This window comes from Burkholderia sp. E168m22 (assembly GCF_001319805.1).
In the GTDB taxonomy this organism is placed as follows: Bacteria; Pseudomonadota; Gammaproteobacteria; order Burkholderiales; family Burkholderiaceae; genus Burkholderia; species Burkholderia orbicola.
Genome location: NZ_BBSK01000124.1, coordinates 1 through 17,460, shown reverse-complemented (window position 1 = coordinate 17,460; position 17,460 = coordinate 1). Strand labels below are relative to the sequence as shown.

Genomic DNA, 17,460 nt, shown 5'->3' with positions numbered 1-17,460 from the left:
TTCAGGGCCGCGTTCCGTAGTCTTGTTCCCGAGCCGCCGCACGAGGCCGAAGCCCTTCGGCCGGCCCGGCCGGCGGCACAACCGGAACGGACCATGTCTTACCTGATCTCACCGGGAGCCGGCGTCGCAGTCGGTCTCCTGCACCCCCTCGTGCGCGTGCAGTCGCCCGCGCCGCCGCTGATCGCGCTGGCGCGCCTGTTCGGCATCGTCGTCCGCGAGCATGCGATCCCGCTCGTGCCGGCGCCGTTTCGTGCGCTCGCCGCGCAGGCCCGCGATGCGGACACCATCGACACAACCGCGGAAGCCACGACATGCAGCCCGCGCAAGTAACGGCAGCGGGCGCGGCGGCCCCCGATCGCGTGCGCGGCGAGGACGTGTTTCTCGCCTCGATCGCCGGCTACGTCGACACGCTCGGCTTCGTCGCGCTGTTCGGGCTCTTTACCGCGCACGTCACCGGCAACTTCATCCTGATCGGCTCGGGCCTCGCCGGGGTCGGCCAGGGCCTGATGATCAAGTGGCTCGCGTTTCCGGCGTTCATCGCGGGCATCGTCGCCGCTCGCGTGCTCGATCACCGGATGCGCGTGCGCGGGCATGGCGTGCGGGCGCGCTCGCTGTACGCACTGCAGACGATCCTGCTGGCCGGATTCATGCTCGCGGGCGTCGCGGCGTCGCCGATCGGCAGCGCCGATGCGCCCGCGACGATCGTCTGCGGGCTGCTGGGCGCGGCGGCAATGGGCGTGCAGAACGCGCACGGCCGGCTGACCGCGCGCACCGTCGTCGCGAACACCGTGATGACCGGCAACGTCACGCAGGCGGTCATCGATGCATTCGACTGGCTGGTGCCGATCGCCGCGCCGGCCGAACGGGAAGCCGCATGCGCGCGGCTGCGACGCACGTTGCCGCCGGTGGTCGGGTTCGCGCTCGGCGCGGGCGCCGGGGCGAGTGCCTACGTGTACGCCGGGTTCTGGACACTGGTGTTGCCACTCGCGGCGCTGGGTTTCCTCACCTGGCGCTCCGGCCGGACCGGCGAACCGTCCGCGTCGCGCTGAGCGCGGTTTCCGCGCGCGGCGTCGGCTGCGTGCGCGACCGGGGCGGCGGCGAAGCCGCGCTGCGTTTCTTCATTTCCTTCAACGCAGATTTCGAGAACGGCTCGATGCAGGTCGGTCAGCGCGAGACCGCTCGACCGTTCGCGGAAAGCGCAGCGTCACACGAGCGCGGTGAACCGATCGACGAGGTCGTGGTGACCGAGCTGTTCGACCCACCAGCGGAGCGCGCGCCCGGCTTCGTCGGTGCGCCACGCGATATAGCAATGGGTCGTGTCGCGCATGCCGGTGACTTCCCGCGCGACCAGCCTGCCTTGCGCGATCGCGGGTGCCGCGATGCAGTCCGGGAGCGTGCCTACCGCGAGTCCTTCGCATTGCGCGGCCAGTTTCGCCGCGAGCGTCGGCACCGCGAGATACGGTTGGCCGGCATCAGTCGCGACCGACTGCGGCTGAAGCTCGCGGGACGTGTCGGAGATCACCGCGCCGCGATACTCGACGATCGACGCCATCGACAGCGGTTCGGGCAGCGCAGCGAGCGGATGGGTCGGAGCGACCGCGAATACGTGCCGGAGCGTGCCAATGGGCTGCGCCACGATATCCGGCAGTTCCGGCGGCTCGCCCGCCGCGCCGACGATCAGATCGGCCCGCCGCGAGATCAGCGCATCCCAGGTGCCGCCGAGCACTTCGGTGGAGAGTCGCAGTCGCGTGTCCATTTCAAGTGCGTAGAACGCGTGGACGTATGGCCACATCATGTCGAAGGGCAGTATCTCGGCGATGCAGACGCGGACTTCGGTTTCCCAACCTTGCTGCGCGCGCTGCGCTTTTCGTTCAAGTTGCTCGGCGGCATGAAGCAGACGACGGCCTTCCTCGACGACGACGCGGCCCGCGCGCGTGAGCTTCGCCCGACGCCCGCTGCGATCGAACAACGCGACGTCGAGATCGCTCTCGAGCTTTTGTACGAGATAGGTCAGTGCGGACGGCACGCGGTGCACCAACTCCGCCGCGTCGGCAAACGTACCGGTGCGGTCGATCGCGTCCAGTGCCTCGAGTGCTTCGAAAGACAGTTTCATGACGAGTTTCGCTACGACAAGGGCATCAGGCGGTGTCGCGCCGTCGAGCGACACTCAATCCAATACTGTTCATAACGGTTCGTTGTCCGACGTACTGAGGCACGCACGCTTGCGCGCCGACGGTCGGGCCGCCGCCGCGTTCGCGCGACGTTCGCCTGTCACGTCGGTGTCGATTCGCGGTGCTTCGCGGAAGCATCGGCGTGTGCGCCGGGCAGCGCGCCGAACATGTGCTGGCTGCACTTCGCGTCGCGCCATGCGGTTCCCAGCCGGATGCCGTCGAACATCCGTCGCACCACGGGAAGAATCTGTTCGCCGGCCAGAATGCCGAGCAGGCCGACCAGGGCGATGGCGGGCGGCGCCGGCGATTGCACGCCGATCAGCGCGTAGACGACGCCGGCGAGGATGCCGGTGAGAAGCGAAGCAATGTACGGTTTCATAGGTCTGGAATGGAATGACGGCCGTTAAAAATATGGACAAATACCGGGCTGGCGTCGATCCGAAAGTCTTGGGCCAGCCTATCAGGTCTGCGTGTTCGTCGTTAGCCGATTCAATGAAATTCAGATCTTTTCAGTCTGAATTCAGAGCGTGGCGAGAATCAGAACAATTAACTGGTGCGGTCGAAATTTCGCGTATTGAATGATGCAGGCCGACTGCCGACGCTTCCGACACAGCGCATTGGATGCCTCGCGGATGCGTCGGCCAGGCAAGCCTCATTTTTCTCCGCGTCAAAGGACATCACCATCATGAGCAACCCCAAGCTTGAAGTACTTACCCCGCACAACAGCCAACTGATCTTCATCGATCAGCAGCCGCAGATGGCGTTCGGCGTGCAGTCGATCGATCGGCAGACGCTGAAGAACAACGTCGTCGGGCTCGCGAAGGCCGCGAAGGTCTTCAACATCCCCACCACGATCACGACGGTCGAAAGCGAGAGCTTCTCGGGCCACACCTATCCCGAGCTGCTCGACGTGTTCCCGAACCAGAAGACGCTCGAACGCACGTCGATGAACTCGTGGGACGACCAGAAGGTGCGCGACGCGCTCGCCGCGAACGGCCGCAAGAAGGTGGTCGTGTCGGGCCTGTGGACCGAAGTCTGCAATACGACGTTCGCGCTCTGCGCGATGCTCGAAGGCGACTACGAGATCTACATGGTCTCCGACGCATCGGGCGGCACGACGCAGGCCGCGCACGATATCGCGATGCAGCGCATGGTCCAGGCCGGCGTCGTGCCGGTCACGTGGCAGCAGGTCCTGCTCGAATGGCAGCGCGACTGGGCACGCCGCGAGACGTATGACGCGGTGATGGCGATCGCGAAGGAGCACTCGGGCGCCTACGGGATGGGCGTGGACTATGCGTACACGATGCTCCACAAGGCACCGCAGCGCACCGCGACGCCGCACGAGTCGATTGCGCCCGTGCCGGCGAAGTAAGCACAGACGACCGGCAACCGCCGATGCCGGTGCGGCGGGTTCGAGGTGAACGCGTCGCATGGGCTCCCTTGCCGCGGGCGGCGGACGTGACGAAACACGAATGTTGCCCGCGGCATGCAGGTTGAAACACAGCCCCTGCATTTGAAATTGTCCGGGAGATTTATTGCATGGAACCTTATCTGGTTTCCCTTGGCGCGGGTGTGCTGATCGGTGTGATTTACAGCGCCATCAAGGTTCGCTCTCCCGCACCGCCGCTGATTGCGCTGGTCGGGTTGCTCGGCATGCTGATCGGCGTGCAGGCCTTACCCCCCGTGAAACAACTCTTTGGCTTCTGATCAACAAGAGGTGATGCATATGACCGCAACCGTGACCCAACCGGATCTGATCCTGCATAACGGACGATTCACGACGCTCGATCGCGCGAACCCTGTCGCGACGGCGGTCGCGATTGCCGCCGGACGCTTCGTCGCCGTCGGCAGCGAAGCGGACGTGATGCCGCTCGCGGGCCGCGCGACGAAGGTGGTCGATCTCGGCGGCCGCGGCGTGCTGCCGGGTCTGATCGACAACCACTGCCACGTGATTCGTGGCGGACTGAACTACAACATGGAACTGCGCTGGGACGGCGTGCCGTCGCTTGCGCTCGCGATGGAGATGCTCAAGCAGCAGGTCGCGATCACGCCCGCGCCGCAGTGGGTGCGCGTGGTCGGCGGCTTCACCGAACATCAGTTCGTGGAGAAACGGCTGCCGACGATCGAAGAACTGAACGCAGTCGCGCCCGATACGCCGGTATTCATCCTGCATCTGTACGATCGCGCGCTGCTGAACGCGGCCGCGCTGCGGGTGGTCGGCTATACGAAGGACACGCCAGAGCCGCCGGGCGGCACGATCCTGCGCGATGCCGCGGGCAACCCGACCGGCCTGCTGCTCGCGAACCCGAACGCGACGATCCTTTACGCGACGCTCGCGAAAGGCCCGAAGCTGCCGTTCGAGTATCAGTACAACTCGACGCGCCACTTCATGCGCGAGCTGAACCGGCTCGGCGTGACGGGCGTGATCGACGCGGGCGGCGGTTCGCAGAATTATCCCGACGATTACGAAGTGATCCGCAAGCTGCACGACGCGGGCGAGATGACGATCCGGATCGCGTACAACCTGTTCACGCAGAAGCCGAACGCGGAGAAGGAAGACTTCGTGAACTGGACGAAGAGCGTCAAGTACCACGACGGCACCGACTACTTCCGCAACAACGGCGCGGGCGAGATGCTGGCGTTTTCGGCGGCCGACTTCGAGGACTTCCGCGTGGCGCGTCCGGATCTGCCCGCACAGATGGAGGACGACCTCGAAGGCGTCGTGCGCGTGCTCGCGGAAAACCGCTGGCCGTGGCGCATGCACGCGACCTATGACGAAACGATCAGCCGCGCGCTCGACGTGTTCGAGAAGGTCAACGAGGACATCCCGCTCGAAGGGCTGAACTGGTTCTTCGATCACGCGGAAACGATCACTGAGCAATCGATGGACCGGATCGCCGCGCTCGGCGGCGGTATCGCGGTGCAGCACCGGATGGCGTACCAGGGCGAATACTTCGTCGAGCGCTACGGCGCGCAAGCCGCGGAGGCGACGCCGCCGGTCGCGAAGATGCTCGCCAAGGGGCTCAAGGTGTCGGCCGGCACCGATGCGACGCGCGTCGCGTCGTACAACCCGTGGGTGTCGCTTGCATGGCTCGTGACCGGCAAGACGGTCGGCGGCCTGAGGATGTATCCGCAGCGCAACCTGCTCGATCGCGAAACCGCGCTGCGGATGTGGACCGAGTACGTGACGTGGTTCTCGAACGAGGAAGGCAAGAAAGGACGCATCGCGGTGGGACAGCTCGCCGACCTGATCGTCCCGGATCGCGATTTCTTCGGGTGCGCGGAGGACGATATCGCCGGCACGACCGCGTTGCTGACGGTGGTCGACGGGAAGATCGTATGGGGCGCGGGGCCGTTCGCGTCGCACGACGCACCGATCCCGCCGGCGATGCCCGACTGGTCGCCGGTGCGCGAGTTCGGGGGCTATGGCGGCTGGGGTGCGACGCAGCGCAACGGCGCGCCGCTGCAACGCGCGGCGGCCGCCGCGATGTGCGCCTGCGCGAACGAATGCAACGTTCACCAGCATGCGCACGCGGGCGCATGGGGCCGCACGTTGCCGACGTCGGACGCGAAGGGCTTCTGGGGCGCGTTCGGGTGCTCGTGCTGGGCGGTCTGATATCGCGTGCCCGCCGCTCGCGACTCGCCGGCATGGGTCCGCACGCTGCCGCTCGCGGTGCGCGTGTTTTTCGCCTGTCGTCCGGGCCGCCCGGATGAGTCGCCTGCATCCCGCTGAATCAGAATCCGCGCGCGGCGCCAGGCCGCGCGCGTCAACATCACGGAGAAAACCAATGAGTTCATTCAACCTGCGCAACCTGCTGCGCATCACCGCCGCGGCGTCGGCCGTGCTCGCCGCGCTGCTGGCCGGCACGCCGGCGCTCGCCGACGAAACCCACCTCGACGACATCGCGTCGCCGGCCGCCGCGGCGCGGTCGCCGGCCATTGCGGTCGGCCCGCAGTACGACACGACGCACGTGTGCGTCGCCCCCGAAGACTTCGACCGCTTCACCGACAGCTTCGTCGCGACCTTCGGCGGCAAGAAGTCGAAGCAGGGTGTGTTCCAGGTCACGCCGACGCCGAGCCAGACGATGTCGCAACTGGTGCTGACGCCGGTCGGTACGATCTCGGTGTTCGGCTTCAAGACGCCGATTCCGTATCCGTTCTGCGAGGAACGCACCGGCTATCTCGTGACCGACATGGACGTCGCGGTGAAGTCGGCGCGTGCGCATGGCGCGGACATCGTCGTGTCGACGTTTCCCGACCCGATCGGGCGCGACGCGATCGTTCGCTGGCCGGGCGGCGTGAACATGCAGCTGTACTGGCACACGCAGGCGCCGAATTACGACGCGCTGCAGACCGTGCCGGAGAATCGCGTGTACGTGTCGCCGGAAAGCGCGAGCAAGCTCGCACGCAACTTCGCCGCGTTCTCGCACGGCAAGATCGTGTCGGACGTGCGCCATGCGCCGGGCATCGAGATCGGCCGGCCGAACGACACGTACCGCCGCATTCGCATCGAATCGGGCTTCGGCAAGATGACCGTGCTCGCGACCGACGGTCACCTGCCGTACCCGTTCGGGCGTGAAATGACCGGCTACGAAGTGGCCGATCTCGCCGCGACGCTGAAGCAGGCCGAAGCCGCGGGCGTGACGGTGCTGGTACCGCCGTTCAAGTCGGACGGCCGCGACGCGGCGCTCGTGCAGTTCCCGGGCGGCTACGTCGCCGAAATCCACGCGCGGTCGAAATGACGGTGCGCCGGCCGATGAAGCGATCGTGGCGCGGCGCGCTGCCGTGCGTCGTGCTGGCGGGCGGCGCCGCGTTGCATGCGGGTTCGGCCGTCGGCGCGGAGGCCGATGCCGGTGTGACGGCGGCCGGCGCGGCCGCGTCGCCGGCTGCCGCCGCGGCGTCGTGTACCGCGAAACGCCCGACGGTGTCGTTCAACCGCTGGCAGGAAGACTGGTCGGTGCTCGCGAATCCGTGCGTGCCGCGCAAGCCGTTCGACGCGCTGAAATACATACGGCTCGGCGACGATCCGTCGACCTACCTGTCGCTCGGCGCGAACCTGCGCGAGCGCTTCGAACTGAACAACGCACCGTTGTTCGGCCTCGGCGCCGCGCACGACGACAATTACGTGATCCAGCGCGCGAACGTGCACGCGGACCTGCGCTATCGCGGGCACTTCCAGGCGTTCGTGCAGTTCGTCGATGCGCGGCCGTTTGGCAAGGACACGGTCGGCCCGGTCGACAAGGATCAGCTCGACCTCGAGCAGGCATTCGTCGCGTACGTCGATCAACTGGGGCCGGGCACGTTCAAGACGCGGATCGGCCGGCAGGAGATGGCGTTCGACTTGCAGCGCTTCGTGTCGGTGCGCGACGGCCCGAACGTGCGGCAGGCGTACGACGGACTGTGGACCGATTACGAAATCGGCAAATGGCGGCTGATCGGTTATGTGACGCGCCCGGTGCAGTATCGCAATGCGGCCGTGTTCGACGACGTGTCGAACCGGCACCTGCGATTCGACGGCGTGCGCGTCGAGCGCACCGGCACGGGGCCCGGCGATCTGTCCGCGTACTGGTCGCGCTATACGCGCGACAACGCGCGCTATCCGGATGCGTCCGGCACCGAGCGGCGCGACGTGTTCGACATGCGCTACGCGGGCAAGACCGACGGGTTCGACTGGGACGTCGAGGCGATGCTGCAGACCGGCCACGTCGGACAGGACACGCTCGGCGCATGGGCGTTCGGCGCGCTGGGCGGCTACACGTTCGCGAAGACGGCCGGCACGCCGCGCATCGGCATCCAGGTCGACGGTGCATCGGGCGACGCGCATCCGGGCGACGGGCGCGTCGGCACGTTCAACCCGATGTTTCCGAACGGTTATTACTTCACGCTCGCCGGCTATACCGGGTACAGCAACCTGATCCACGTGAAGCCGTCGCTGACCTTCAAGCCGGCCAGCTCGGTGACGGTGCTCACCGCCGTCGGCTTCCAGTGGCGGCAGACGACGGCCGACGCGATCTACGGGCAGGGGATGTCGGCGGTGCCGGGCACGGCGGGCAAGGGCGGCGCGTGGACGGGGATGTACGCGCAGGCGCGCGTCGACTGGCTCGTGAACGCGAACGTCGCGCTCGCGCTCGAAGCCGTGCACTTCCAGCTCGGCTCGTCGATTCGCGCACTCGGCGCACGCAACGCCGACTACGTCGGGATGGAAGCGAAGTTCGGCTGGTGACGCATGGCATCGCTCCGCGCCGCCCGTCTCAGGGCTGCGCGCGAGCGAGCGATTCGACGAAATCGATGAACGCGGTCACGCGCTTCGAGCCGCGCTGGTTCGGCAGGTACAGCGCGGTGATCACCGCGCGCGCCGAGCCCGGCGTTACGTCGTATTGATCGAACAGCCGTTGCAGGCGGCCGGCTTCGAGGTCCGTATCGACCAGCCAGTCGGGCAGCAGCGCGATGCCGGCGCCGTCGAGCGCGGCCTCGCGCAGCACTTCGCTGTGATTCGATTTCAGCCGCCCGGTGACGACGACCTGCGTCGTGCGTTGCGCGCCCACGAACGTCCACGTTTGCTGGTCGACGCCGAAATGAAAGCGCAGGCACGCGTGATCGACCAGCTCGCCCGGCGTCGCGGGCGTGCCGTGCGCGTCGAGGTAGGCGCGGCTCGCGACCACGTAGCGCCGGAACGTGCCGAGCGGGCGCGCGACGACTTCCGCGGTCGGCGCGGCGTCGCCGAGCCGGATCGCGACGTCGATTCGGGCGGACACGAGATCGACGCGTTCATCGGTGAGCTGCAGGTCGAGGTCGAGCTTCGGATGGCGCGCGACGAACGCGGCGACGTGCGGCGCGAGGCGGCGCAGCCCGTAGGCGACCGGGACCGACACGCGCAGCGGGCCGGACGGCGCGTCGCCGCGGTCGGCCACCAGCGCATCGGCATCGGCGAGTTCGCCGAGCACGCGTTTCGCCCGCGCATAGTAGACGGCGCCCGCGTCGGACAGCGTGACCTGCCGCGTCGTGCGGTTCAGCAGCACGGTGCCGAGCGACGCTTCGAGCGCGTCCACCGCGCGCACGACCGACGAAGCGGCGAGATCGAGCCGGCGCCCCGCGCTCGAGAAGCCGCCGGCTTCCGCGACTTCGACGAATGCGCGCAGCGCGGAGAATTTGTCCATGGGTCGTCCTTGGGCGGGTTGCAACGTCGCGTTGCATGCGGATCGCATTCTAGCGCCGGCCGGTGCGGCCGCCGCGCGCGCGTGCCGGGTCTTCAGGACAATTCAGGCGCCGCGCGGGATTTTCGCGAAGGCGCCCGATAAGCTGCGCGACATCGCGTGTTGCACGGGTCGCGCCGTTCGTGGCCGGGCGCGCGCACGGTTCGTCACGGAGATCGCATGAAGACCCTGTTCCAACACGCGTGCGTTGCGCAGGCGGCTCGTTTGCTGATCGTGGCCGGGTGCGCGGGCCTGTTGGCGCCTGCGGCGTTTGCGCAAGCCGGCATGCAGCCCGACGCCCACGCCAATGCGCAACCCGAAACGCAATCCACCACGCCAGCCGCTGCCGCGGGCCGGCGGCCCCCCGGCTTCTATCGGCAGAAGATCGGCGACTTCACGGTGATCGCGCTGTCCGACGGCACCCATCCGTTTCCGGTCGACACGGTGTTCCGCGACATCTCGAAGGACGAGATCCGGCGCGATCTCGATCGCGCCTTCCTGGAGCCGCCCGTGCAAGGGTCGATCAACGCGTTCCTGGTCGATACCGGGTCGAAGCGGATTCTCGTCGATGCGGGCGCCGGCACGCTGTACGGCGACTGCTGCGGCAAGCTGCTCGACGACCTGCGCGCGGCCGGCTACGCGCCCGCGCAGATCGACGAAGTGCTGCTCACGCACCTGCACAAGGACCATGTCGGCGGCATTGCGTCGAATGGCGTAATGACGTTTCCGAATGCCGTCGTGCGGGTGAACGCGGTCGAGGCCGCGTACTGGCTCGATCCGGCCAACAAGGCGCACGCGCCGGCGTTCCTTGCGTCGTTCTTCGATGCGGCGGCCGCGGCGGTCGCGCCTTACGTCGCGGCCGGCCGCTTCAAGACGTTTCGCGGCGACGCGACGCTCGCGCCCGGCATTCGCGCGGTGCCGATGCCCGGCCATACGCCGGGCCATACGGCCTATCTGATCGAGAGCGGCCACGCGGGCCTGCTCGCGTGGGGCGATATCGTGCACGTGGCGGCGATCCAGTTGCGCGACGTGGACGCGACGGTCCAGTACGACAGCGATGCCGGCACGGCGCGCCGCACGCGGCGCGACACGCTGAAGCGCGTCGCCGCTCGACGCTATCTCGTCGGTGCCGCGCATATCGCGTTTCCCGGGCTCGGCCACTTGCGCCGCGACGGTGCGCAATACGACTGGGTGCCGGTCAACTATGACGCGACGCCGGTGCGGTGACGGCCCGGCGTGCGTCCATGCCGGTCAGCGCGACCGTGCGCGCCGCCACGCGCCGGGCGGATGACCGACGATCCGCGCGAACAGGCGGTTCAGATGGCTCTGGTCGGCGAAGCCGCACGCGACCGCGATGTCGGCCAGCGTCATGTCGGACGTCTCGATCAGCTCGCGCGCGCGCATCACGCGCTGTTCGAGCAGCCACTGGTGCGGCGTGCGGCCGGTGGTGCGCGAGAACGCGCGGATGAAATACCCGCGCGACAGGTCGCATTCGTTCGCGACTTCCTCGATCGACACGCCGAGGTCCGCCTTTTCCATCAGCAACTCCTGGGCGCGCGCGACCTTCGCGGGCGACAGCATGCCCTTGTGCTCGAGCTCGCGCGTGCGCGCGTTGCCGTAGCGGCGCACGAGATGCGCGCCCATCGCGAGCCCGACCTGTTCGATGAACAGCGCGTTCAGCGGGCCGGGTGTGTCGAGGCTGTCGGCCACCGCGTGCGCGAGATGCCCGAGCACCGGGTCGCGCGCATCGACGCGGCACGTGAGGCCGTCGACCGGGCTGCCGCCGTGCTCGGGGCCGATGCGTGCCAGATACGCATGCGGCAGCTCGACCAGCACGAAGTCGAAGTTGCCGTACAGGTCGGCATGGAAATGACGGGAAAAATCGCGAATGTAGATCGAGTGATGCTGGAACCGGCGTTCGCTCGCGCCGGCGCGCCCGTAGAGCGTGCGGCGGTGGCCGCCGGTCAGCGACACGCCGACCAGGAAGCCGCGGTCGCACGCGGGCATCTCGATGCGTTCGACGTGCGCTTCACGCATGCATTTGCGGTGGAGCTTCAGGCCGCCGGATGTCGTCTCGACATCCTTCGCCAGCAGGCTCGACACGCAGCCGAGCGTGTCTTTCGGCCGCCGCGAAGGCGCTGCCACCGGCGCGGCGATGACGGTGTCTGACATGGAATTCCTCAGCGAGGGACTCGGAGCGTGAAATGACGAGTCCAGTTTAGATGCGCACGCGAACGTTCAAAATGAATTTGCATAAACGTCCGCTCGTCATCCTGACAAATTGCTTTCAATGCGTGTGCGCGGTGAGTGCGTCCCCCCGCGCAAGGCTTGCGCGCGCGGCCCGGCAGAGTATAGCGCCCTACTTTTACACGCAAGTGATCGAGCCGATCGCGTCCGCGCGAAACGCGCGTGCAGCGCATTTTCCTTCAAGATTTTCACCGCATGCCCGTCTACACTCGGTCCGGAATTCGACATTTTCGTCCGGTGCAAGGGTGCGCCGGACGCGGACTTCCTGCCGGGTGAACTGCCGCGTTCATTCGCCAGCCATCCCGAGGAACCCGGAGGCGGCCATGATCCAGATCGGAACTTTGTCGGTGGACTTCGAGCAACGCGACATTCGCCGCCACGGCGCGTCGCTGCGCATCGGCGCGCGCGCGCTCGACATTCTCGAAGTCCTGCACCGCGCGAGCGGTTCGGTCGTGTCGAAAGACGACATCATGGACGCGGTCTGGCCGGGCCTGATCGTCGAGGAAAACCGGCTTCAGGTGCATGTGGCCACGCTGCGCAAGGCGCTCGGCGCGAGCCGCGACCTGATCAAGACGGTGCCCGGGCGCGGCTACCTGCTGGTCGCGAGCGCGTCGCCCGGACCGGATCTCGTGCCCGCGGCCGAAGCGCCGGCCGTCGCCGTACCGCCGGCCGTCGCGGCGCTGCCGGATGCCTGCACGTCGTCGCTGCTCGCGCCGCTGGTCGGGCGCGACGCCGAAATCGCGCAGATCGTCGACATGCTGGAACGCACGCCGGTCATCACGCTCGTCGGCGCGGGCGGCATCGGCAAGACGAGTCTTGCGGTGCGCGTCGCGCACGGCATGCGCAGCCGCGCGCACGAGCGCGTGCTGTTCGTGGAACTGGCGCGCGCGTCGACGCGCGACGACATGCTGATCGCGCTCGCCGCGGAGCTCGGCCTCGATACGCCCGGCGTGCCCGCCATCGACCGCATCGGCGACGCGTTCGCGACGTCGCGCTGCCTGCTGGTACTCGACAACGCGGAGCACATCGTCGATCTGGTGGCGAGCCTCGTCGAAACGCTGACGTCGAGCGCCGGCTCGCTGCGCGTGCTCGTGACGAGCCGCGAGCCGCTGCACATCTCGGCCGAAGCGGTGCTGCGCATGAGCCCGCTCGCGGTGCCGGACGGTAACGCGTCCGCCGCGGAAATCGTCCGTTGTTCGGCCGTCGAGCTGTTCCTGGAACGCGTGCGCGCGGCCGCGCCGGATTGCGCGGTCGACGAAGCCGGCGTGCGGCTGATCGGCGACATCTGCCGGCGCCTCGACGGGCTGCCGCTCGCGATCGAACTGGCCGCGGCGCGCGTGGCGACGCTCGGGCTCGCGGTCGTCGCGTCGCGCCTCGACGACCGGCTGAACCTGCTGACGGGCGGGCTGCGCTCGGCGCTGCCGCGTCATCAGACGCTGCGCGCGACGTTCGATTGGAGCTACGTGCTGCTCGACCGGGCCGCGCGCGCGCTGTTTCGCCGGATGGGGTGCTTCATCGGGCCGTTTTCGTTCGATGCCGCGCGCGCGGTCGCGACCGAGCCCGGCACCTCGGCCGCGGACATGATCGCGGTGCTCGGCGAGCTGGTGGCGAAATCGCTGGTGACCGTCGAGTTCGATGGCGCGTATGCGCGCTACCGGCTGACCGAATCGACGCGCGCGTACGCGCTGGAAAAACTGCACAACGAGGGCGAGTTCGAGCGCATCGTCGCGCGCCATGCGGCGTACGAGCGCGAGCGGGCGGGCGCACCTCCCGCGGCGCCCGTGCTGCTCGCCGACGTGCCGCCTGCCGATGCGCCCGCGCCGGCCGTGGATGAACCGGTGGACGCCGCCGAAGCCGGAGGCGTGCCCGAGCCCGACCGGCTGGCGCGCGCGCTGCTGGAGCCGTCGCGGATGCGCGCATGCACGGCGCGTGCGCGCCAGGTACTCGACGGGCTGGACACGGACGCCACGGGCCCGGTCGATGCCGCGCGCGAGATGCGGCTGCGGGCGGCCTGCGCGTCGGCGCTGCTGCATACCGACGGCGACGCGCTGGCCGCCGCCGCGATGTGGGACCGCACGCTCGGTCTCGCCGCGCACATCGGCGACGATGCGTTCGACGCGCGCGCGCTGGTCGGGCTGTGGAACACGATGCTGACGCTGTCGGACATTCACGAGTCGCTGCGCTACGCGACGCGCTTCGAGCGGGCGGCCGAGCGGCGCGGCGACCGGTCGCAGCGGTTGCTGGCCAACACGATGGTCGCGACGTCGCTGCATTACTTCGGCGAGCATGCGCAGGCGCGCGAGCGGCTGGAAGCGGCGACGGCCGAGCTGGCCGACGCGGGCGAACCGCCGTGCGCGCAGGCCGCGCTGGGCGTCGACATGGCGACGCTGGGGCGCACGATGCTGATCCGCCTGCTCTGGATGCAGGGCGAGCCCGAGCACGCGATGCGCGTCGCCGCGCAAGCGGTCGAGCATGCGCGCCGCGACCCGTCGCCCCTCCCGCTGTGCGTCGTGCTCGGCGCGGCCGCCGTGCCGATCGCGCTGCGCTACGGCGATCACGACATCACCTCCGACTATCTCGCGACGCTGCGCGCGACCGCCGACGCACACGGTTTCGACATCTGGCGCAGTCACGCGGAATGCCTGACCGGCCAGTTCGACATCCAGGCCGGCCATCCCGGCGCGGGCCTCGCCCGGCTCGAGCCCGCATTGCGGCGCGTCGAGGCGAGCGGCTTCCGGCGCGTGCTCGCGCCGTTGACCGTCGCATACGCGGAGGGCCTCGTGCGGACGGGCCGCGCCGATGAAGCGTGCACCCGGCTCGATGCGACGCTCGCACGCTGCCGTGCGCACGGCGAGCACCTGTTCGTCCCCGAACTGCTGCGCGTGAGAGGCGTCGCGATGCTGGAACAGGCGCGCATCGTCGGCGCGGATCTCGCCGCCGCGTACGAAGCCGACGGGCATCGCCATCTGCAGATGGCGATCCAGACCGCGAACGCGCAGGGCGCCGCGATGTGGGCGCTGCGCAGCTCGCTCGATCTCGCCGATCACCTGATCGAGCGCGGGCACACCGCGCAGGCGTCGGCGCTGGTCGCCGGCGTCGCGCGGCACTTCGATCCGCATTCGCGCGCCCACGACGTGCGCCGTTTGCTGCGCGTGCAGAATTTCGTGCGTCAGGGTGCGCCGCTCGCGCCGTGCCTGACGCGCGCGCGACGCGACACCGCCGACGCGGCGCAGCAGGCGGCATGACGATGCGCGAACCCGGTACGGCCGCGCGGCCGCGCGATCGCAGCATGCATGCCGATGCGTGCGGTGCGGCCGCTTTCCCCCGTTCGACGACCAGCAGGGCGGCCCGCGCCGCGCCGCGCGCAGGCGCGCACCGGAGGCCCGACGGTGCTTAGAGCGACGGAACCCGCGCGTTCGGCGGACCTCGTCGTGTTCAACGGTAAGATCGCGACCCAGGACGAACAGCGCTCGTTCGTCCGTGCGCTCGCCGTGAAGGACGGGACCATCGTCGCGACCGGCGACGATCGCGACGTGCTGCGCCATGCGCACGACGACACCGCCTGTATCGACCTGCACGGCCGTACCGTGATTCCGGGCCTGATCGATGCGCACCTGCAGGCGATCCGCGGCGGCATGAACTTCAACCTCGAGGTGCGCTGGGACGGCGTGCCGTCGCTGGCCGACGCGCTCGAGCTGCTGGGCCGGCAGGTACGACGCACGCCCGCGCCGCACTGGGCGCGCGTGGCGGGCGGCTGGACCGCGCTGCAGTTCGCGGAAAAGCGCGGGCCGACGACGGCCGAGCTCAACGCGATCGCGCCCGACACGCCGGTATTCGTCCAGCATCTGGCCGACAGTGCGTGGCTGAATGCGGCCGCGCTGCGCGCGCTCGGCTACGGGCGAGACACGCCCGATCCGCCCGGCGGCGAACTGCGGCGCGACCGCCATGGGCGGCCGACCGGGCTGCTGCTCGCGCGTCAGGACCCGGCGGTGCTGGACGCGGTGCTCGCCCGCGCGCCGACGCTCGATGCGGCCGACCGGGTCAACTCGACGCGGCAGTTCATGCACGCGCTGAACCGCGTCGGCGTGACGAGCGCGATCGACGCCGGCGGCGACGGCCTCGCGTATCCGGACGACTATGCGGCGGTCGCGACGCTCGCGCGGCGCGGCGAATTGACGACGCGCATCGCCTATGCGCTGGGCGCGCGGCACGCGGGCCGGGAGCTCGACGACTTCGCGAAATGGATCGCGCTGACCGCGCCCGGCGACGGCGACGCGTTCCTGCGCGCGAGCGGCGCGGGCGAGCGATTGCTGTTCTCGGCGGTCGATCTCGGGAATTTCCTCGAACCGCGCATCGAGTTGCCCGCGTCCGTCGAGGTCGAACTGGCGGCCGTCGTCCGGCTGCTCGTGCATCATCGCTGGCCGTTCCGGCTCCAGGCGACCTACGACGAATCGATCGGCCGCTTTCTCGACGTGTTCGAAGCGGTGGATCGCGACACGCCGTTCGACGGGCTGCGCTGGTGCTTCGACTGCTGCGAGACTATTTCGGACGCCAATATCGCGCGGGTCGCGGCGCTGGGCGGCGGCATCACCGTGCAGCCGCGCATGGCGTTCCAGGGCGAAGCGTTCATCGCGCGCCATGGTGCGGCGGCGGCCACGCGCGCGCCGCCGCTCCGCGCGATGCTCGCGGCCGGGCTGCCGGTCGGCGCGGGGTCCGGCGCGACGGGCGCGGCGAGCTACAACCCGTTCGTCGCGCTGTACTGGATGGTGTCGGGGCGCAGCGTGGGCGGCACCGCGCTGTATCCGGCGCGCAACCGGCTCGGCCGGATGGAGGCGCTGCGCCGCTACACGGCCGGCAGCGCGTGGTTCTCCGCGGACGAGCATCGCAAGGGCGCGCTGGTGCCCGGCCGGTACGCCGATTTCGCGGTGCTGAGCGACGATTACTTCACGATCGATGTGCGGCGCATCCCGACGCTGTCGTCGGTGCTGACGGTCGTCGACGGCAGGGTCGTGCACGCGGAACAGGAATTCTCGCCGCTTGCGCCGCCGCCGCCGCCCGTCAGCCCTGCGTGGTCGCCGGTCGCCGCAGACGGCGCGGTGGGCGCCGACGTGCGCGACCGTTCGCATGCGTCGGCGTCGGGCGACGCGTGCGGGGTGCCCGGCGTCGATGCGTGCCGTGCGCGCGGTGATGGACGCCGCTTCGCGCGACCGCGCTATCCGACGGCAAGCGCGGCCGCCGAGCGCTGCGAAGCCTTCGGCCGCTGCTGCGTCGCGTTTTGAGCGGCGCGTGCCGGTGCGCGACGCGCTGCGCGCCGGGTGTCGCCGTGCATCGAACGATTTTCCGCCCCGTGCACGGGGCATGAAGGAGACAGGATGAATGCTGCGCACCCGCGCGCATCGGCCACCGGCGACGAAGTGGCCGGCGTGCGCATTCCGCGCACGCCCGTGACGGTCGAAGCCGCCGACGCGGCCCGCGCGTCGTTGCCCGCCGCGCTCGCCGCTCATGCGGCGCGCGTGTTCGTGTTCGCGTCGCTCGCCGCGCGGCGTGCAGGCGACGCGTGCGACGCCGACGCACTGTACGTCGCCGCGATGTACGCGAACATGGGATTGAGCCCGGCGTACTGTCGTTCGACCGAACGCTACGAGCTCGACGGCGCGGACGCCGCGCACGCGCTGCTGCTGCGGCATCGCCGGTCGCGGCGCATGCGCGACGACGTGTGGCACGCGGTCGCGCTGCATACGACACCGGGCGTGGCCGCCCGCGCGTCGCCGCTTGCGCGCGCACTGGCGTGCGCCGTGTCGACGGACCTGATGGCGACCGACTTCGACGCGTATACCGCCGACGAACGC

Annotated in this window: 15 protein-coding genes; 11 read left to right on the top strand and 4 right to left on the bottom strand. The window is 69.3% G+C overall.

Features of this window, described 5'->3' with window-relative positions:
• Positions 1 to 93: 93 nt before the first annotated feature.
• The gene (locus AP428_RS29190) at positions 94 to 330 is read left to right on the top strand and encodes a DUF1427 family protein (RefSeq protein WP_011545687.1); all 237 of its coding nucleotides are present in this window, start codon (positions 94 to 96) and stop codon (positions 328 to 330) included.
• Positions 312 to 1,049, top strand: coding sequence for a YoaK family protein (locus AP428_RS29185; RefSeq protein WP_011545686.1), 738 nt, complete (start codon positions 312 to 314; stop codon positions 1,047 to 1,049). Before AP428_RS29190 ends, AP428_RS29185 begins: the two co-directional genes overlap by 19 nt.
• 155 nt (positions 1,050 to 1,204) lie before the next feature.
• Here the strand turns inward: AP428_RS29185 and AP428_RS29180 are convergent, their stop codons facing one another.
• Both AP428_RS29180 and AP428_RS29175 read right to left on the bottom strand, forming a co-directional pair.
• Positions 1,205 to 2,113, bottom strand: a complete 909-nt coding sequence (locus tag AP428_RS29180; protein ID WP_011545685.1) for a LysR family transcriptional regulator — start codon at positions 2,111 to 2,113, stop codon at positions 1,205 to 1,207.
• A gap of 158 nt (positions 2,114 to 2,271) precedes the next feature.
• Entirely contained in the window at positions 2,272 to 2,550 is a 279-nt protein-coding gene (locus AP428_RS29175; protein ID WP_054928442.1) for a XapX domain-containing protein, read from the bottom strand.
• A gap of 306 nt (positions 2,551 to 2,856) precedes the next feature.
• On the opposite strand from AP428_RS29175, the gene AP428_RS29170 reads away from it, so the two are divergent.
• From AP428_RS29170 to AP428_RS29150, 5 genes are all read left to right on the top strand, one after another.
• On the top strand, positions 2,857 to 3,543 hold the full coding sequence (locus tag AP428_RS29170) for a hydrolase (protein ID WP_011545683.1): 687 nt from the start codon (positions 2,857 to 2,859) through the stop codon (positions 3,541 to 3,543).
• A gap of 167 nt (positions 3,544 to 3,710) precedes the next feature.
• The gene (locus AP428_RS29165) at positions 3,711 to 3,878 is read left to right on the top strand and encodes a DUF1427 family protein (RefSeq protein WP_006484386.1); all 168 of its coding nucleotides are present in this window, start codon (positions 3,711 to 3,713) and stop codon (positions 3,876 to 3,878) included.
• 19 nt (positions 3,879 to 3,897) lie between these two features.
• Positions 3,898 to 5,787: an amidohydrolase gene (locus AP428_RS29160; protein ID WP_011545682.1), complete on the top strand. Its 1,890-nt coding sequence runs from the start codon at positions 3,898 to 3,900 to the stop codon at positions 5,785 to 5,787.
• Positions 5,788 to 5,959: 172 nt separating this feature from the next.
• On the top strand, positions 5,960 to 6,913 hold the full coding sequence (locus tag AP428_RS29155) for a VOC family protein (protein ID WP_011545681.1): 954 nt from the start codon (positions 5,960 to 5,962) through the stop codon (positions 6,911 to 6,913).
• Between the two features lie 14 nt (positions 6,914 to 6,927).
• Positions 6,928 to 8,394, top strand: a complete 1,467-nt coding sequence (locus AP428_RS29150; RefSeq protein WP_011545680.1) for an alginate export family protein — start codon at positions 6,928 to 6,930, stop codon at positions 8,392 to 8,394.
• Between the two features lie 28 nt (positions 8,395 to 8,422).
• On the opposite strand, the gene AP428_RS29145 is transcribed toward AP428_RS29150, so the two are convergent.
• Positions 8,423 to 9,328, bottom strand: a complete 906-nt coding sequence (locus AP428_RS29145) for a LysR family transcriptional regulator (RefSeq protein ID WP_011545679.1) — start codon at positions 9,326 to 9,328, stop codon at positions 8,423 to 8,425.
• Positions 9,329 to 9,544: 216 nt separating this feature from the next.
• Here AP428_RS29145 and AP428_RS29140 point away from each other — a divergent pair, with 216 nt between their 5' ends.
• On the top strand, positions 9,545 to 10,591 hold the full coding sequence (locus tag AP428_RS29140; RefSeq protein WP_011545678.1) for an MBL fold metallo-hydrolase: 1,047 nt from the start codon (positions 9,545 to 9,547) through the stop codon (positions 10,589 to 10,591).
• A gap of 24 nt (positions 10,592 to 10,615) precedes the next feature.
• On the opposite strand, the gene AP428_RS29135 is transcribed toward AP428_RS29140, so the two are convergent.
• Positions 10,616 to 11,536, bottom strand: a complete 921-nt coding sequence (locus tag AP428_RS29135) for a helix-turn-helix domain-containing protein (RefSeq protein WP_011545677.1) — start codon at positions 11,534 to 11,536, stop codon at positions 10,616 to 10,618.
• 398 nt (positions 11,537 to 11,934) lie between these two features.
• On the opposite strand from AP428_RS29135, the gene AP428_RS29130 reads away from it, so the two are divergent.
• The 3 genes from AP428_RS29130 to AP428_RS29120 form a co-directional block, all read left to right on the top strand.
• Positions 11,935 to 14,856, top strand: coding sequence for a winged helix-turn-helix domain-containing protein (locus AP428_RS29130; RefSeq protein ID WP_011694985.1), 2,922 nt, complete (start codon positions 11,935 to 11,937; stop codon positions 14,854 to 14,856).
• Between the two features lie 48 nt (positions 14,857 to 14,904).
• Positions 14,905 to 16,890 (top strand): amidohydrolase, encoded by a 1,986-nt coding sequence (locus AP428_RS29125; RefSeq protein WP_011694986.1) that lies wholly within the window; start codon positions 14,905 to 14,907, stop codon positions 16,888 to 16,890.
• Positions 16,891 to 16,983: 93 nt separating this feature from the next.
• On the top strand, positions 16,984 to 17,460 hold a 477-nt coding region (locus AP428_RS29120), incomplete at its 3' end, for a hypothetical protein (protein ID WP_054928443.1).

Coding starts and splice junctions, on each gene's coding strand:
- AP428_RS29190 (WP_011545687.1), top strand. CDS start 94: ATGTCTTACCTGATCTCACCGGGAGCCGGCGTCGCAGTCGGTCTCCTG.
- AP428_RS29185 (WP_011545686.1), top strand. CDS start 312: ATGCAGCCCGCGCAAGTAACGGCAGCGGGCGCGGCGGCCCCCGATCGC.
- AP428_RS29180 (WP_011545685.1), bottom strand. CDS start 2,113: ATGAAACTGTCTTTCGAAGCACTCGAGGCACTGGACGCGATCGACCGC.
- AP428_RS29175 (WP_054928442.1), bottom strand. CDS start 2,550: ATGAAACCGTACATTGCTTCGCTTCTCACCGGCATCCTCGCCGGCGTC.
- AP428_RS29170 (WP_011545683.1), top strand. CDS start 2,857: ATGAGCAACCCCAAGCTTGAAGTACTTACCCCGCACAACAGCCAACTG.
- AP428_RS29165 (WP_006484386.1), top strand. CDS start 3,711: ATGGAACCTTATCTGGTTTCCCTTGGCGCGGGTGTGCTGATCGGTGTG.
- AP428_RS29160 (WP_011545682.1), top strand. CDS start 3,898: ATGACCGCAACCGTGACCCAACCGGATCTGATCCTGCATAACGGACGA.
- AP428_RS29155 (WP_011545681.1), top strand. CDS start 5,960: ATGAGTTCATTCAACCTGCGCAACCTGCTGCGCATCACCGCCGCGGCG.
- AP428_RS29150 (WP_011545680.1), top strand. CDS start 6,928: ATGAAGCGATCGTGGCGCGGCGCGCTGCCGTGCGTCGTGCTGGCGGGC.
- AP428_RS29145 (WP_011545679.1), bottom strand. CDS start 9,328: ATGGACAAATTCTCCGCGCTGCGCGCATTCGTCGAAGTCGCGGAAGCC.
- AP428_RS29140 (WP_011545678.1), top strand. CDS start 9,545: ATGAAGACCCTGTTCCAACACGCGTGCGTTGCGCAGGCGGCTCGTTTG.
- AP428_RS29135 (WP_011545677.1), bottom strand. CDS start 11,536: ATGTCAGACACCGTCATCGCCGCGCCGGTGGCAGCGCCTTCGCGGCGG.
- AP428_RS29130 (WP_011694985.1), top strand. CDS start 11,935: ATGATCCAGATCGGAACTTTGTCGGTGGACTTCGAGCAACGCGACATT.
- AP428_RS29125 (WP_011694986.1), top strand. CDS start 14,905: ATGCCGATGCGTGCGGTGCGGCCGCTTTCCCCCGTTCGACGACCAGCA.